Consider the following 15746-nt stretch of genomic DNA (forward strand, 5'->3'; position numbering starts at 1 on the left):
ATACGCTTGGCCAACAAGCCCGATACGCCGCTGCTCGACACCGTTCAGACGCCGGCCGACCTGCGGAACATGCCGCGCGAGGAGCTGCGTCGGCTTGCCGATGAATTGCGAGCCGAAATGATCGACGCTGTCTCGGTTACCGGCGGCCATCTCGGCGCAGGCCTTGGCGTGGTGGAGTTGACCGTGGCCCTGCACGCTGTGTTTGACACGCCGCATGACCGCATCATCTGGGATGTCGGCCATCAGGCCTATCCGCACAAGATCTTGACCGGTCGCCGCGACCGCATGCGGACCCTTCGGCAGAAAGGGGGGCTCTCCGGCTTCACCCGTCGCGCCGAAAGTGAATATGACCCGTTTGGCGCCGGGCATTCCTCGACATCGATCTCGGCCGGTCTGGGCATGGCCGAAGCCAGCAAGCACATGGAAAAACCACGCAATGTCATTGCCGTCATCGGCGATGGTGCCATGTCCGCCGGCATGGCCTATGAGGCGATGAACAATGCTGGCGCCATGGATGCGCGGCTGATTGTCATTCTCAACGACAATGACATGTCCATTGCCCCGCCCACCGGGGCGCTGCGGACCTACCTTGCACGTCTGGTCTCCGGCCCGGTTTATCGCGGCACCCGAGAGGCGGCCAAGGCCGTGGTCTCGAAACTTCCGCCCTTCCTGCACGAGCCGGCGCGCCGCACCGAGGAATTCGCCCGTTCCTTCTTTACCGGCGGCACGCTGTTTGAAGAACTGGGCTTCTATTATGTCGGCCCGATCGACGGGCACAATCTAGAAGACCTCCTGGCCATCCTCGACAACGTCAAGGAATTTGGCGAGGGCCCTATCCTGATCCACGCCGTAACCAAAAAGGGCAAGGGCTATGCCCCGGCCGAGAACTCGGCTGACAAATATCATGGTGTGTCCAAGTTCAACGTCATCACCGGCGCCCAGGCCAAGGCGCCATCCAACGCGCCCTCTTACACCTCGGTGTTTGCCTCTTCACTGATCCAGGAAGCCCAGGTGGATCCGCGCATCGTGGCCGTAACCGCCGCCATGCCCTCGGGTACGGGCCTGGACAAGTTCGCCGAGATATTTCCAACCCGCATCTACGATGTCGGCATTGCCGAACAGCATGCCGTAACGTTCGCGGCGGGCATGGCCAGCGAAGGCATGAAGCCCTTTTGCGCCATCTATTCGACCTTCCTGCAGCGCGCTTATGACCAGGTGATCCACGACGTAGCCATTCAGGGCCTGCCGGTGCGCTTTGCCATCGACCGGGCCGGCTATGTTGGCGCCGATGGCCCCACTCACGCCGGCAATTATGACAATGCTTATCTCGGCGCCATACCGGGCATGGTGCATATGGCGGCCGCCGACGAAGCCGAATTGCGCCACATGGTGGCAACCGCGACAGCTTATGATACTGGCCCCATCACCTTCCGCTACCCGCGGGGTGAGGGCATGGGCGTGGACATGCCGGAACGCGGCCAAGTCCTGACGATCGGCAAGGGCCGCATCGTGCGCCAGGGCAGCACCATTGCGCTGCTATCCTATGGCACACGGCTCGGCGAAGTGCAGGCTGCCGCAGACAAGCTGGCCGCGCTCGGGCTCAACCCCACTGTGGCAGACGCACGCTTCCTCAAACCCTTGGACGAAGAGTTGATTGCGTCGCTCGCGCAAAGCCACGACGTATTGATCACGACCGAAGAGGGAGGACTGGGCGGCTTCGGCAGCCATGTTGCCACATTCCTCGCGAGCAATGGCCTGCTTGATGGCAAACTGCGGTTCCGCCCGCTGATGATCCCGGACACCTTTGTCGAGCACGCATCCCAGGCGGACATGTACGCCGATGCCGGCCTCGATCGCGCCGGCATCGTGGCTACCGCATTGACGGCGCTGGGATATGATCAGGCGGCCATGAAAGCGGCCCTGGCGAAGATATAGTGGCTCCGCTTCAAAGGGCGGAGGCATGTCCGGGAACTACGCGTAGTTTGTCGGCAGCCCCTGAGCGGCCTTGACCGTTTCCATCGAGATATAGGCCGACATGTCGAACAGTTCGATGCGTGAAACAAGTTGCTTGTAGACCACGTCGTAATGCTCCACATCGGGCAGAACGATCTTGAGAATGTAGTCGAAATTACCGGTTAGCCGGTGCACCTCGACAATTTCGGGGACGGCCGAAACGGCAGAATGAAACTTATCCAGCCAGTCAGCGGCATGTGAGCCGGTGCGCACGATGACAAAGACAGTGGTCGGCAAACCCATTTTGCGCCGGTCCAGTTCCGTTGTGGTGCGCAAGATGAAACCCTCATCCTTGAGCCGCGCAATGCGGCGGGAACAGGCCGATGGCGACAGCGCCACGGCTGCGGCAATGTCGTTGACGGGCTGCTCTGCATTCGCCTGCAACAGGCCCAAAATTTTCCGGTCGCGCTCATCCAGCATGAGTATTACTCCCTACGTGCAGAATACTAGCGCCTTTCCTTACGGAGACGCAATTTCCCCGCGCCACCCTTGCGGGAACGACCAAACTCTGCGCGCCGCGTGATCCTTAGACGCGGCATCATTTCGATGATGACCAGGAGGTAGCGGAAATGAAAACGATCGGTCTGATCGGCGGCATGAGCTGGGAATCGACTGCCGTCTATTATCGCCACATCAATCAAGAGATACGGCGTCTGCGCGGCGGGCTGGCCTCGGCCGACATCGCGATGCGCTCGCTTGACTTTACCGAAGTCGTGGCTCTGCAACAGGCCGGGCGCTGGGACCAGGCCGGCGCTTTGTTGGGCCAAGCCGGGGCGAGCCTGGCGCGCGCCGGTGCGGAATGCGTGCTGATCTGCACCAATACCATGCATCTGGTGGCCGAGCCGGTTGCTGCGATGTCAGGCATTCCACTGATCGACATCATCACCGAAACGGCCTCTACCTTGCAGGCGCATGGCCGCAAGCGCCCGCTGCTGCTCGCGACCCGCTACACCATGGAACACGGTTTCTATACCGAGCGGATGAAAGCCCAAGGGATTGAGGTGATGGTGCCGGCAGTAGACGACCGCAAAATCGTGCACGACATCGTCTTCAACGAACTCTGCCAGGGTCAGGTGCGCGCGGTAGCCCGCAGGGCCTATCTCAAGATCATTGATCGCGCCAAGGCCAATGGTGCAGACTGCGTCATTCTTGGCTGCACCGAGATCGGCCTGCTGATCGATCCGGACACACTGCCCTTGCCCGGGTTTGACTCGACAACCATCCACGCCGACGCCGCGATCCGCTTTGCACTGGGTGATGAAGCTGCCCGGGCCGCTTGAGCTTAAGGCGAGTTAGACCGTTTCGGCTAACTGATTGTTGAGAATTTTGCTGGCTTCCTGCCCCTGCAGACGAGAGGGCGGCCCATGACCATTTCCAGCATCTCCATCGGCGCCTACGGCATGCAGCGCGCCAGCGGCCAGCTCGAACAGAGCGCCGCGCGCATTGCTCGGTCAGACACCGAAGGCACCGCCCTCGACCTCTCGAGCGAAATGGTCAACGTTATCGGCGCCGAGGCCAACTTCAAGGCCTCGGCAAAGGTCGTCAGCGTGGCCAGCGATATGTCCAAAGCCCTGCTCGACATACTGGCCTGATCGCCGATTACCGCTCGGGCGGCGCTTCGACCATGCCCAGGGCGGACATGTAGAGCTCGAGCAGCGCTTCCTGCTCCATGCGCTCATTGGCGTCCTGCTTGCGGATGGTGACGATCTTGCGCAGGATCTTGGTGTCGAAGCCATTTCCCTTGGCCTCGGCATAGATTTCCTTGATGTCGGCAGCGATGGCTGCCTTTTCTTCTTCCATACGCTCGATGCGCTCGATGAAAGCGCGCAACTGATCCTGCGCGACGCTATCTTCAACGGCCATGCTTCGTCTCTCCTGGCGACCAGTTCCGGCCGGTCGAATACCGGACGGCTGACGCGAAATTGCTGCGGAATTGTCCGCGCTCCATCAACCCCAAGCCCGCCCCCCGTTCAACCCCCTTTACCCGCAATCCACACCCTGCCCGGTCTTGCCGCTTCCGCTCACGCCGCTTTTATGACCAGCACGGATTCTCGCCCGCATTTCCGTCAAATCGGCCCATTAGCCATTGACCTCCTCTCTGCCATACGATCAAAGAAGGGCACGTTTTCCGGTGATTTCCAGCGCAATGGTGAACCCCATCCGTTTTGGCTCGACCCTGTTGCTTGCCACCCTTGGTGGCCTGATGGCCATGGCCACGCCCGCACAGGCCGAACTGCGCATCTGCAATGAAACCGCCAATCTGGTTTCGGTCGCTCTGGGTTATCGCGCCGAGCGCGGCTGGATGAGCGAAGGCTGGTGGCAGGCCCCTCCCGGCGACTGCCGCACGATCTTCCAGGGCGATCTCGCCCGCCGCTTCTACTACCTCTACGCAGTGGACGATATCGGTGGCGGATCCTGGGATGGACAGGTCTTCATGTGCACCCGTGACGAAACCTTCACAATATTCGGGGTTGAGGATTGCCTCGCCCGGGGCTATGAGCGCACCGGGTTCTTTGAAATCGATACACAGAACCGTACCGACTGGACGCTGCAGCTCACCGAGAGCGCCGGCGCGCCAAGCATTGTCGGCCCGGACCTGGGCGAAGATCTCGAAGATCCGGCTTTCCTGGTCGACCCCGACGAGCCCTTAACGCCAGACAATACGGACACGCAATGAGACGGATCAGACGCGCAAAGATCCTTGCCACCCTCGGGCCCGCTAGCCACGAGGAGACCATGATCGAGGAACTGGCCAAGGCCGGGGCCGACGTCTTCCGCATCAATATGAGCCATGCCAGCCATGAGGTGCTGCACCAGACCGTCAAGCGCATCCGCGCGGTCGAAGCGCGGCTTAAGCACCCCATCGGCATTCTGGCCGACCTGCAGGGTCCCAAGCTGCGCGTATGGAAGTTCGCCGAGGGTTCGGTCAATCTGGTCGCCGGGCAGAGCTTTACCCTCGATAGCGAAGAAAACGATCAGGGCAACGCCCAGCGCGTTTACCTGCCCCATCCCGAAATCATCGAAAGCGTGTCTGTGGGTGACCGCCTGCTGCTCGACGATGGCAAGCTGCAATTGAAGGCCACCAAGGTCGGCAATGGCGCCATCGAGACCGAAGTCATCTATGGCGGCAAGCTCTCGGACAAGAAGGGCGTATCCCTGCCCGACACTCTGCTGCCCACCGGCGCCCTGACCGAGAAGGACCATGCGGACCTGCTCGAAGCGCTCAAGGCCGAGGTCGACTGGGTTGCGCTCAGCTTCGTGCAGCGCCCCGAAGACATCATCGATGTCCGCAAGATCGTGCAGGGCCGCGCCGGCGTGATGGCCAAGATCGAAAAGCCGCAAGCCATCGAGCGGCTCGAAGAAATCGTCAAGCTTTCCGACGCCATCATGGTCGCCCGTGGCGATCTGGGTGTCGAACTGCCGCTGGAGCAGGTCCCCGGGCTGCAAAAGCGCATGATCCGCATGTGCCGCCGGTTCGGCAAGCCGGTCATCGTCGCCACCCAGATGCTCGAATCCATGATCACCGCGCCGGTGCCGACCCGTGCCGAGGTCTCGGATGTGTCCATTGCCGTCTTTGAAGGCGCAGACGCGGTCATGCTCTCGGCCGAAAGCGCCTCGGGCCAATACCCGGTTGAAGCGGTCTCCACCATGGCCAAGGTGGCCGTGGCCGTGGAGAGCGACGCCAACTACAACAACATCATCCGTGCCGCGCAGACCGAGCCGGAGGCGACCGCCGCCGACGCCATCTCGGCCGCGACGCGTCAGGTTGCCGAAACCCTCGATCTGGCCGCCATCGTCACCTACACAGCCTCGGGCTCGACCGGCATCCGCGCCGCGCGTGAACGGCCCAACAAGCCCATCATCGCGCTCTCGCCCAATCTGCGCACCATTCGCCGTCTCTCGGTGGTCTGGGGCATTCATTGCGTGCAGACCGAGGATGCGGTGAGCCTGGAAGACATGGTCGATCGCGCCTGCGTCATCGCCTACCAGGAGGGCTTTGCCCGCCCCGGCGACCGCATCGCCATCACGGCCGGCGTGCCGCTGGGCACCCCCGGCGCGACCAACATGCTGCGCATCGCCTTCGTCCGCCAGGATGGCGCCGGCTCGAGCTAGGGTGTTACTCACCTGCATCAATGACCAAGGCCCCGACCCCGTCGGGGCCTTGTTTGTTCAAGCTTTGCTTGCAGCCATACCCTGCAAGGCCCAAGATCGAACAAGGCTGACAAGGGAGCAGGGTCATGCGTGCAGGTGATGGACGGACCACAAACAGCCCGGCGACACGCACTACGTCGATGGGCCGCAGGGGTTTCCTGCTCGGTTCCGCCGCGGCGCTGGGCACGCTGGCACTTTCCGGCTGCACCACGATCAAGGCCCTGAGCATGGCCGAGGCCGAACAGGTCTATGGCCCGCTGCCCGATGAGCGCTTTCCCATCGAGGCGGTCAACCTCAACAAGGTCGCCCCGAAATATTGGCGCCGCACCGTACGCTATGACAGTGCCGAAGTGCCCGGCACCATCATCGTCGATCCACGCAACTATTATGTCTATCGCATCGAGGGTGACAATGTCGCCACGCGCTATGGCGTCAATGTGGGGCGGGCCGGCTTTCTCTGGAGCGGAGACGCCTATATTGGCCGCAAGGCAGAATGGCCGGTCTGGACCCCGCCCAGGGAAATGATCGAGCGGCAGCCCGAAGTCGCTAAATATGCCGGCGGCATGGCCCCCGGCCTCGACAATCCGCTGGGCGCCCGCACGCTCTATCTCTACCAGGATGGCCGCTTTACGCTTTATACGCTCTACAGCACCAGACAGGCCGAAACCATCGGCAAGGGCATTTCAAGCGGCTGTATCGGCCTTTTGACCCAGGACATGATGGACCTTTACGAGCGCACACCGGTCAACACCAAGGTCATCGTGCTCAAGGCCTGATCCGAATTGTCCATGGAACCGCATAAGGTCGCCTTCCTGCGCGCAGCACTTTGCGCCGCACGACGCATTGGCGACGCGGGTTTTGGAAATGGACGTATCCCGAGGCGTGCGTCTCAATGAACTAAAATAAATAGAGACGCCGCCGCCCCATGGGCCGTGCGCGCGTAGCGCTTATGGCCTTCTCGCCTCAAATCTCTCCACCGGAGAGATTTGCCCTTCGGGACGGGTCGAAGGACACCGGATTTCTTCTGCTGTTGTGGCCCCCATTGATCGCTCGTCGCAAGGTGGCCCGATGAGCAGACGAGCCCTGGAGCGAATCCAGTCTCACCGGCTCCTCCCGCAATTGTTCGCTGCAGTCCGCTCATCGCGCGAGAGATGAAGGGAGGATAAGGGAGGTTTGTGTTGGGGGATAACTTTTGACCGCGGCAGACACCGACCCCATTTCTGCTGTAGCGAAAACCTTGGTCGTCCGCCAGAAGCGGACATCCTCGTTTCGCTCGAGGAACATTATGAGCTCGTTGGTTGCCAGTTGGTGTTTGGGTGTGGGTCCCAGCCTCAGCAAGCGCCCCAGGCTGGAGTGCGGGGATCAGGCCCGCCGCCCACCTTTTGGCCATCTCTTGATATGCAGCGTTAGTGGGGTGGTTCATGGCATTTGAGAACATAGAACGATCTGGATTCCCGTCCTCGCCAATGAATATCGAAGCCAAGTCGACGGTTCAAAACGTGACCGCGATGTAGTCGTTCAGATCAGCAACAGCCTGTCTTGTGCATAGGGGGCGATCTCCGCAGCCAATACGGTTGCCCCTGGCGCGAGCATTGCGAACTCCAGCCGGATGACATCAAGCATTCTGAGTGCAGCGCCGCTCACATGCTCTGTACCAACAGAGACATTGTTTATCCCCGGTTGGAAAACCACGATGTCTGGATCGTCGGACAGCAGCCAGACTGGCAAGACGGAAGCAATGACCCGGTAACCGAAGCCGCCGTAGCCTCGATGGCGATCTAAGTTTCCGGCCCGAAGATCTCGCCCTGCATGGAGATTGGGCGCTCCACTTTTGCCATTCCATAGCTCTGTCCAGTCCGGCTTGTCGGTACACCAACCAAAGTGGAGTCACCAATGAGCGCGTAGCGCACAGGCCCGCCATGCGGGATTGAATTGACGATTGCCCTCCCCGCTAGTCCGATCAGACCAATCAGAGCAAAACTTGCCGCTATAGCGAGGACGCGCTTCATACTCAGGAACTGCCCAAAAGATAACGGTTCAGCAATTTACAGTAGGGCCAAGCCGCTCCTAACGGGCATCGATGCTGATCTATCCAGAAAATTTGTTCGATTAAGAAGGGCGACAGCTAAGCATCATTCGTCTCAGCACATTACTGCTGCTCCGATAGACAGCCGATCAAGTTGGTTTAGTATTTCTATGAGATAAGCAGTGCGACTGCTTATTCATATTGCTTTCGGCATCGCATTCGGTCTTTTTGGCGGCCACTTGTGGGGCTTTGACTACTGGGTTGATGCGCCCCAGCTTCTGGCCGCTTTTGCCTTAGGCGAGGGCGGGGCGGGGGCGATGGCTCACTTCAAGTTGGCTTGATGACTGCTCGCCCTCCAGCGGCACCAAACGGACTGACCCCACAACCAAAAGCATGATCATGAACATGGTCGCCGCCGTTTGGTCGAGAAATCCAACGCTGGACGCCATACTGATCAGAATGCTCAGCGACAATGCGGCCACCATCGCGTAAGCCCCGCGATATGGTTTCAGGTTCTGCTTAATCCGCTTGTGCATCAACCAGGCCACGACAATACCGACTGTCAGAGTTGCCAACCCGGGCAACCCCAACTCTATGAAATACTCCAGAAACGCATTGTGCATCTCCAGTTGAAAGTAGCTGACGTCGCGTGCCTGACCGGGGCCGTATCCAATCAGCGGGTTCTCCCACGCGACATGATAGTGCATGACCCAGTTGACAATCCGCCAGGCCATTGAGCTGTCCACCAAGCGGTAGTCGTAACCTGTCGCATCAAATGCAGTATTTGCCAGAAATGCCGGGAGTGTAGTCAAATCCTCAAAACGTCCGCTGACAAACACCAGCCAAATGCCGCCAAGTCCCACACCCAGGACTGACGTTACCTTCCAGATGCCCTTGCTCCGCGCATAGACATAAGACACGCCAACGAGCGCGAGCATGACCCAGGCAGTCCGAGCCTGGGTAAAATAGAGAGCAACCAGGCTAGAAAGTATAACAGCCCTATAGGTCCAAGTGACACCCACTCCGGCACGCCTCCGGCAGACCTCGGCAAGAACCAATAGGATGACGACGATCATGCCATAGTCGACCGGGTGGAAGCCAATGCCATAAGCACGCAGCAGCTGATTGTCGCGCTCGATGAGACCGGTCCGTGTCACTATCTGGTAAACCGATGAAAAGGCACCGATGGCCAGGTAGACCACGCAGAAGTCATATAGCCAGCGGAGGTGTTGCTGGGTCCGGAACAACGCCGCTGTCCCCAACGCTACGCCAGCATAGAGGAGTGTCTGCACCACAAAACTGGACGCGGCGCCGGGGTTCCTCATCGGCTGGGCCACCATGGAAAACACACCTAACCCAGCAATGACAACGAAGACCCAAAACAACCCGATGCCAACATGCCGCAATCGAGCCTTGGTCAGGAAAACCAAGCAGATGAACCCCAGCGTCATCACCGAGACGAGCGGCGACGTAGAGACGCCAAAACGCATATCGACGATTGCCGCAGCGATCCGCAGATAAAGGAAAGCGAGAAACAACCTGGTTGTGTTCAGCATTTTTGCGCCGCTTGTTCCAAGAAGTCGATATCTGCCCCTTTCCTGTTAAGGGGCTCCGTAATCGGGGTCAATATTCGGGACATACGATCGATCCGCAAGTTGTCGGATCTGTTCCGGAATCGTTGTCGCACCGAAGTCCAGTGGCCGCATTGTCGTTTCATACAAACGCTGCCAATACGGTTGCACAGGCACCAGACTAGAGACAAAAGCATCACCGGCCGGAGGACTGGAGGGCGTGGAACGATAGTCCATCCCTGCTTGCGCAAGGATATTTCCCGGTTTGTTGCTCAAATCCAAACCGGAAGCCGAAATTAGTTTTGCCTCGAACACCGTCAATATCCCTGTTACCGCCCCCACCTCCGGAATTTGGTATTGATCTGCCGCTTGCCGACTAAGGAGGTGCAGAAACTTTCCGGTCGCCATGGGCGAAATAGTGAACTCACCATTGCCAGAATAGTTTGGTGTAGGCTCGGAGGAATTTGTCTCGAACGCTGCATCCTAATACGGCATGGCTGGTGAGCTGATCGCCTTGACCAGCCCCAGGCTGCCACTCGTTGGTTGCCAACATTGGTAGGGCTCGGACTTGCTGTCAAACGGATCCGGAGCAACGTATTGTCATAGCCAGCATAAACAGCTTCCTCTTGTATCGCTGACATGGACTGGACGCCAAAGAAGCCTTTGTTGTCATACTCAACATCGAGCGCCGTGGGGTTCAGCCATGACGACTGGGAGCTAAAACCAGTGCCTTGCCATGCGAGGTCAGCCGTGAACGACAGGTTGCCACCATCAATCTCGGAAAGGTCGTGGTTGGGATTGATCCAATCTAGCAGCGATGCCGCGCGATCACTCGCCGTCGTCTCTCTCGGGTCGATCAGGCTGAATGGCCGTGCAAGCGCCTCAAATTAGAGAAAAGGCCATAGTCTTTCCAGGCGACAAAGGTGTCTCTGAGAATACGCTTGCGCATCGCGCTTGGTTCGGTTGGAAGGTGCTCAAAAAACGCACTCTCATCCACGTCATACATCCCACCCTTACCTAGGGTGGCAGGTACCGAGCTTTAGGTACCGTAAGCAGCCTGCCAGAAAGCCACCCCGCTCGCACCACTCAAGTGCACAGCCCTCGGGTCAAACCCGGGGATCACGGTTGGTGGGAGGGGCGATGTCGATGCAGAAGCGTTTGACGTCTCAATAGCGATACGTCTGCTTGAGAGCGGTCAGTCCGCGCCCCGTTCCTACCCCCCAAACGCAACAAGGCCCGCAGTTTCGTGCGGGCCTTGTCGAAGTCACATCAGTGGAGCGAAGCGCTTAGCCCTGGCGGGCCTTGAAGCGCTTGTCCACCTTGTTGATGATGTAAACGCGGCCGCGACGGCGGACGAGCTTGTTCGCGCGGTGGCGAGTCATCAACGCCTTCAGCGAGTTGCGGATCTTCATCTTAGTAATCCTCGGTCAAACAAAAGGGGCGCCAAGGCGCCCGAAAACTGGCCTCTACATAAGGAAACCGAACCCGGCTGTCAACGCGCAATCGCGTCGCTTTCCCCCATTGCGCAGCCGTTAACGCACCAGTTATCGGCCAGGCTTATTCTGGTATGGAACCGAGTTCAGAATCGCCGCCCATGACCAGCGAACAGATCACCAAGTCCGGCATCTTGATCATCGACCCGCAGGCCAATATGGCCGCGCTGGTTGCCACCATGCTACGCGGTCTGAAACGCCGCGACATCCGCGAAGCCTATGACGCAAATCAGGCGCAGGTCGAACTCAATCGCCGCCCGTTCGAAATTGTCATCATCGATGACGGGCTTGCCAAGCCAGGTGCTGTGGAGATTGTCAGGCGGTTGCGCGCAGATGCGCGGAGCATCAACCGACTGACACCCATCATCATGATGTCGGCAGCGCCCGACGCCGCCCGCATTGCCGAGGCGCGCGATGCCGGGGTGACCGAATTCCTGCGCAAGCCTTTCGCAGCCAACCACCTCAAGACGCGGCTCGACAGCATTGCCGCCAATCCCCGCCCCTTCGTCGAGGCTGGTGGGTATGCCGGGCCCGACCGGCGACGGCAGGCCAAAGATGTCGGCGCTGCCGACCGGCGCAGCCCGCATGAGCCAGACGAGGCCTGACCCCGTCCGGGCAGCTCTCAGGCTTCGGCGAGGGCAGCCTTTTCCGCCTCAATCTCGCGCCAGCGGATACAGGCGACCAGCCGACCATTCTCAAGGGTTTCCAGGGGCGGCCTGGTTTCGGCGCATTGCGGCTGGGCATGGCGGCAACGGGTGCGGAAGGTGCAGCCCGAGGGCGGATTGATCGGGGAGGGAATTTCCCCCTTCAACGCATCAATATTGCGCTGCCGCGCCAGCTTGGGGTCGGGGATCGGCACCGCCGTCAATAGCGCGGTCGTATAGGGGTGCTTGGGATCCTCATAGATCTCGTCCCCAGTTGCCAGCTCCACGATCCGGCCCAGATAAAGCACCAGAATGCGGTCCGATACATGCCGCACCACGCTCAGATTGTGCGAGATGAAAATCAGCGTCAGCCCGAACTCGTCCTTGAGCTCGGCCAGCAGGTTCAGGATCTGTGCCTGGATCGAGACGTCCAGCGCCGAGACCGGCTCGTCGCACACGATCAGCTTGGGCTCGGTGATCAGCGCCCGGGCAATGCCGATGCGCTGCGCCTGGCCTCCCGAGAACTCGTGCGGATAGCGATTAATCATCTCGGGCAGCAAGCCGACCGATTCCATGATCCGCACCACGCGGGCACGGCGCTCGGTCTTGTTCATTTCCGGCCGCAGCGTGCGCAGCGGGTCCTCGATGATCTCGCCCACGGTCATGCGCGGGTTGAGCGAAGCGAGCGGATCCTGGAAGATGATCTGCAGATCGGCGCGGCGCTTGCGCATCTCCTCGGCCGGCACCCGCGTCAGGTCCTGGCCCAGCCAGAGCACCTGGCCCTCATCGGGGCTGATCAATTGCAGGATGCAGCGCCCCAGCGTGGATTTGCCACAGCCACTTTCGCCCACAATGCCCAGGGTTTCACCCTGGCGCACATTGAAATTGATATCGGCCAGCGCGGTCAGGGTCAGCTGCCGCGAGAACAGGCCGGTGGCGATGGAGAAGGTCTTTTTGAGATCGCGGATCTCGAGCAGATTGGCGGGGGTCTGGTTCATCAGGCCACCTTTTTCGATTGCAGCGGGCCCTCAAAGAAGCACGCCTTTTCGCGCTCGTCCCCCAACGGGGTCAGCGGCGGGCGTTCTTCCAGGCACCGGTCAAAACAGAAAGCACAGCGCGGATTGAACGAGCAGCCCTTGGGCAGGTGTTCAAGGCTGGGCGGCAGGCCCTGGATCGGGTCGAGCCGCGCGGCGCGATGCGCGATATGCGGGGTCGAATGCAACAGGCCCAGCGTATAGGGGTGGCGCGGATCGTAGAACAGGTCGTCGACCTTGCCCTTTTCGACGGCACGACCGCCATACATCACCATCATGCGGTCGGCCACGCCAGCCACCACGCCCAGATCATGCGTGATCATCACCAGCGAGGTGCCGAAATCCTCGGTCAGCGTCTTGAACAGGTCCAGCATCTGCGCCTGCACAGTCACATCGAGCGCCGTGGTCGGCTCGTCCGCAATCAGGATCTTGGGCTGGCACAATAGCGCCATGGCGATCATCACGCGCTGCCGCATGCCCCCGCTCATCTCGTGCGGATAGGCATTGGCGCGCTTGGCCGGCTCGGGGATGCCGACCCGCTCGAGCATTTCGATCGTCGTCATCTCGGCCTTGCGCGTGTCAAAGCCGCGATGCTTGACCAGCACCTCGGAAAGTTGCGTCTTGACCTTGAGACTTGGATTGAGCGAGGTCATCGGATCCTGAAAGATCATGGCGATGTCCTTGCCACGATAGGCATCGAGCCGCGACGGCGCCATGCCGAGCAGATTGACATCACCCAGCATGGCCTTGCCGGTGGCCCGGCCGTTCTTGGCCAACAGGCCCATGATCCCGAGAAAGGCCTGGCTTTTGCCCGAGCCGCTTTCGCCCACTACGGCCAGGGTCTCCCCGGCCCGAAGGTCGAAATTCATTTCGCGCACAGCCTGCACCTCTGTGTCATGCAAGGCGAAGGTGACCGACAGGTCCTGGATGGAAAGTACGTAATCGGACATGTCAGCGGTCCTTGGGGTCGAGCGCGTCGCGCAGGCCGTCGCCCACATAGGTCAGGCAGAACAGCAGCGACACCAGAATGATGCCGGGATAGATCAGCATCCAGGGCGTTACCTCGGCCACCGGCGCACCGGTGGAGATCAGCGTGCCCAGCGAGGTCTGGGGTTCCTGGATACCCAGGCCCAGATAGGAGAGGAAACTCTCCACGATGATGATCTCGGGAATGGTCAGCGTGGCATAAATCACCACCGGCCCGGTCAGGTTCGGCACGATGTGGCGGAAGATGATGGTCCAGGGCTTGGCACCGCCCGCCCGGGCCGCTTCCACGAATTCCTTTTCCTTGAGCGTCAGCGTCTGGCCGCGCACGATGCGGGCCATGGTCAGCCATTCGATCGCCCCGATGCCGACGAACAACAGGATCGGATTGCGGCCGAAAATCACCACCAGAATAATGACGAACAGGATATAGGGCAGCGCATAGAGCATATCGACGATACGCATCATCACCGCATCGACCCGGCCGCCGAAATAACCGGCAATGGCGCCATAGGCGATGCCGATCACCACCGACACGGTGGTGGCCACCAGCGCCACGATCAGGCTCATCTGCGTGCCGAACATGGTGCGGGCCAAAAGGTCCCGGCCATTATGATCGGTACCGAAGAAGTGCCCGGCCTCGAAATCGGGGGGCTTGCGGATGCTGGCCCAATCGACCTCTGAATAGCCCCAGGGCACGAAATAAGGTCCCACAAAGGCGAACAGCACAATGGCGGCCAGCACGAACAGCGACACCATGGCGGCCTTGTTGGCCAGCATGCGCCGGATCGCATCATCGGTCAGCGAGCGGCCCTTGGGGGCCTTGAGCGTGCTCAGCTTTTCCGCATAGCGGGTGAGCACCTCGTCTTTTTGAGTCAATCCGGCCATCAGCGGTACCTCACCTTGGGATCGAGCCAGGCATAGACGAGGTCCACGATCAGATTGAGCGCAATGATCAGCAGCATGTAGAAGAGCGTCGTGCCCAGCACCATGCCGTAGTCGCGATTAAGGGCGGCCTGAATGAAATAGCGGCCAATTCCTGGCAGGCCGAAGATCTGTTCGACCACCAGCGAGCCGGTGAGCAGATAGGACAGGCCCGGTCCGAGATAGCTGACGACCGGGATCAGGGCCGGCTTGATAGCATGACGTGCCAGCACCATCCGCTCGCCCAGTCCCTTGGAACGGGCGGTCCGCACATAATTGGTGCCCAGCGTCTCGATCATCGAGCCGCGCATCAGCCGCGAAATGCGTGCCGCATGCGCCCAGGACAGCACGGCCACGGGCAGCACCAGATGCGCCCAGCTCCCCGGCACCCAGCCGCCCGCAGGCAACCAGCGCAGATAGACGCCGAACCAGAGCTGAAGCAGTGCGCCGATAAGGAAATTGGGGACGATCACACCGATCATCACCACCAGCACCAGCAGGTAGTCGGGCCACTTGTTCTTGTAGACCGCTGCAATCATCCCGGTGAGCACGCCGATTGTCGTTGCGATCACGAAGGCGGTCAGCCCCAGTTGCAGCGAGAACGGCATGCCGATCGCCATCAACTCGGAGACCGAGAAGTCGTAGGACGACATGGACGGCCCCAGATCCCCGCGCAGCACCCCGCCGATATAGAGCAGGTACTGCATGAACAGAGGCTGATCGAGATTGTAATAGGCGCGGACATTGGCCAGCACTTCAGGCGGAAGTGGCCGGTCGGAGTCGAACGGCCCGCCCGGGGCGGCGCGCAGAATGAAGAAGCAGACGGTAACGGCGATAAAGGCGATCGGCAGCGCCGAAAGCACGCGCCGCGTTGCATAGCGCAGCATTTCTTTAGGGACCTGAGC

At 60.4% G+C, this 15746-nt stretch carries 16 protein-coding genes; 7 read left to right on the plus strand and 9 right to left on the minus strand.

What is annotated here, in order from left to right; genetic code table 11:
- Positions 1-6 precede the first annotated feature (6 nt).
- Positions 7-1935: a 1-deoxy-D-xylulose-5-phosphate synthase gene (gene dxs / locus GO014_RS14655; protein ID WP_157291071.1), complete on the plus strand. Its 1929-nt coding sequence runs from the start codon at positions 7-9 to the stop codon at positions 1933-1935.
- A 36-nt stretch (positions 1936-1971) separates the two neighbouring features.
- On the opposite strand, the gene GO014_RS14660 is transcribed toward dxs, so the two are convergent.
- On the minus strand, positions 1972-2433 hold the full coding sequence (locus tag GO014_RS14660; protein WP_157291072.1) for an Lrp/AsnC family transcriptional regulator: 462 nt from the start codon (positions 2431-2433) through the stop codon (positions 1972-1974).
- A gap of 149 nt (positions 2434-2582) precedes the next feature.
- Between GO014_RS14660 and GO014_RS14665 the strand changes: the two genes are divergently transcribed.
- A complete protein-coding gene (locus GO014_RS14665) occupies positions 2583-3293 on the plus strand; it encodes an aspartate/glutamate racemase family protein (protein WP_157291073.1) in 711 nt (236 codons plus the stop codon).
- Between the two features lie 84 nt (positions 3294-3377).
- Entirely contained in the window at positions 3378-3605 is a 228-nt protein-coding gene (locus tag GO014_RS14670; RefSeq protein ID WP_157291074.1) for a flagellar basal body rod C-terminal domain-containing protein, read from the plus strand.
- A 7-nt stretch (positions 3606-3612) separates the two neighbouring features.
- Here GO014_RS14670 and GO014_RS14675 read toward each other — a convergent pair whose 3' ends face one another.
- Positions 3613-3876: a DUF2312 domain-containing protein gene (locus tag GO014_RS14675; RefSeq protein ID WP_061907597.1), complete on the minus strand. Its 264-nt coding sequence runs from the start codon at positions 3874-3876 to the stop codon at positions 3613-3615.
- A gap of 268 nt (positions 3877-4144) precedes the next feature.
- Here GO014_RS14675 and GO014_RS14680 point away from each other — a divergent pair, with 268 nt between their 5' ends.
- From GO014_RS14680 to GO014_RS14690, 3 genes are all read left to right on the plus strand, one after another.
- Positions 4145-4690, plus strand: a complete 546-nt coding sequence (locus tag GO014_RS14680; RefSeq protein WP_343030978.1) for a DUF1036 domain-containing protein — start codon at positions 4145-4147, stop codon at positions 4688-4690.
- A complete protein-coding gene (gene pyk / locus GO014_RS14685; protein ID WP_157291076.1) occupies positions 4687-6126 on the plus strand; it encodes a pyruvate kinase in 1440 nt (479 codons plus the stop codon). The genes GO014_RS14680 and pyk overlap by 4 nt, the downstream gene beginning before the upstream one ends.
- 125 nt (positions 6127-6251) lie before the next feature.
- Positions 6252-6941, plus strand: coding sequence for a L,D-transpeptidase (locus GO014_RS14690; RefSeq protein WP_157291077.1), 690 nt, complete (start codon positions 6252-6254; stop codon positions 6939-6941).
- Between the two features lie 742 nt (positions 6942-7683).
- Here GO014_RS14690 and GO014_RS14695 read toward each other — a convergent pair.
- From GO014_RS14695 to ykgO, 3 genes are all read right to left on the minus strand, one after another.
- Positions 7684-7893, minus strand: a complete 210-nt coding sequence (locus tag GO014_RS14695; RefSeq protein WP_157291078.1) for a hypothetical protein — start codon at positions 7891-7893, stop codon at positions 7684-7686.
- Positions 7894-8484: 591 nt separating this feature from the next.
- Complete coding sequence (locus GO014_RS14700; protein ID WP_157291079.1) at positions 8485-9747, minus strand: O-antigen ligase family protein; 1263 nt, start codon at positions 9745-9747, stop codon at positions 8485-8487.
- A 1301-nt stretch (positions 9748-11048) separates the two neighbouring features.
- Complete coding sequence (gene ykgO / locus GO014_RS14705; protein ID WP_046105532.1) at positions 11049-11174, minus strand: type B 50S ribosomal protein L36; 126 nt, start codon at positions 11172-11174, stop codon at positions 11049-11051.
- 182 nt (positions 11175-11356) lie between these two features.
- Between ykgO and GO014_RS14710 the strand changes: the two genes are divergently transcribed.
- Positions 11357-11860, plus strand: coding sequence for a response regulator (locus GO014_RS14710; protein WP_157291080.1), 504 nt, complete (start codon positions 11357-11359; stop codon positions 11858-11860).
- A 17-nt stretch (positions 11861-11877) separates the two neighbouring features.
- On the opposite strand, the gene GO014_RS14715 is transcribed toward GO014_RS14710, so the two are convergent.
- Genes GO014_RS14715 through GO014_RS14730 form a run of 4 tightly spaced genes read right to left on the minus strand, consistent with a single transcriptional unit; the run spans position 11878 to position 15728 of the window.
- On the minus strand, positions 11878-12897 hold the full coding sequence (locus GO014_RS14715; RefSeq protein WP_104893079.1) for an ABC transporter ATP-binding protein: 1020 nt from the start codon (positions 12895-12897) through the stop codon (positions 11878-11880).
- The gene (locus GO014_RS14720) at positions 12897-13883 is read right to left on the minus strand and encodes an ABC transporter ATP-binding protein (protein WP_116589946.1); all 987 of its coding nucleotides are present in this window, start codon (positions 13881-13883) and stop codon (positions 12897-12899) included. The genes GO014_RS14715 and GO014_RS14720 overlap by 1 nt, the downstream gene beginning before the upstream one ends.
- A 1-nt stretch (position 13884) precedes the next feature.
- Positions 13885-14805, minus strand: coding sequence for an ABC transporter permease (locus tag GO014_RS14725; protein ID WP_116589945.1), 921 nt, complete (start codon positions 14803-14805; stop codon positions 13885-13887).
- Entirely contained in the window at positions 14805-15728 is a 924-nt protein-coding gene (locus GO014_RS14730) for an ABC transporter permease (protein WP_116589944.1), read from the minus strand. The genes GO014_RS14725 and GO014_RS14730 overlap by 1 nt, the downstream gene beginning before the upstream one ends.
- Positions 15729-15746: the final 18 nt, after the last annotated feature.

Source organism: Devosia marina (assembly GCF_009758415.1).
GTDB classification, from domain to species: Bacteria; Pseudomonadota; Alphaproteobacteria; order Rhizobiales; family Devosiaceae; genus Devosia; species Devosia marina.